General features: G+C 58.3%; 1 protein-coding gene. It reads right to left on the bottom strand.

The window, feature by feature from the left end; all coding sequences use genetic code 11:
• The coding region (locus OQK_RS01290; RefSeq protein ID WP_016770757.1) for an RNA polymerase factor sigma-32 at positions 1–577 on the bottom strand (577 nt) is incomplete at its 3' end.
• Positions 578–655: the final 78 nt, after the last annotated feature.

The raw sequence follows: 655 nt of genomic DNA, 5'->3' as shown, positions 1-655 counted from the left end.
TGTCGTCGTCCGCTTCGGCGGCCGGGTCGAAGGCCATGTCATGGCCGGTCAGGCGGCTTTCCATCTCACGCACTTCACGGGGTTCCACACCGAGGCTTTCGGCCACGCGGTGGACTTCCTCGTTGTTCAGCCACGCCAGACGTTTCTTCTGGCTGCGCAGATTGAAGAACAGCTTGCGCTGGGCCTTGGTGGTCGCGACTTTCACAATGCGCCAGTTGCGCAGGATGAACTCGTGGATTTCCGCCTTGATCCAGTGCACAGCAAACGACACCAGACGCACACCCATTTCAGGGTTGAAACGTTTCACGGCCTTCATCAGGCCGACGTTGCCTTCCTGGATCAGGTCAGCCTGGGCCAGGCCGTAGCCACTGTAGCTACGGGCGATATGTACGACAAAACGCAGGTGGGCGAGCACCATCTGCCGAGCCGCCCCCAAATCCTGCTCATAGTAGAGACTCTCGGCCAGTTCACGCTCCTGCTCAGGCGTCAGCAATGGAATGCTGTTGACCGTGTGCACGTAGGCTTCCAGGTTCGCACCCGGGACCAAGGCATAGGCAGGTTGCAAAGAAGTGGTCATACGAAAAAACCTCCGACTCACATAACTCGTGCAGTGAAGCACTGCGAAAATTGACCGGGAACCGTAGGACAAGTTCCC

Source organism: Pseudomonas sp. R62, assembly GCF_000257605.1.
Lineage (GTDB): Bacteria > Pseudomonadota > Gammaproteobacteria > Pseudomonadales > Pseudomonadaceae > Aquipseudomonas > Aquipseudomonas atacamensis.
Note: the sequence above shows the minus strand (reverse complement) of the source record. Positions and strands in the feature narration are given on the sequence as shown.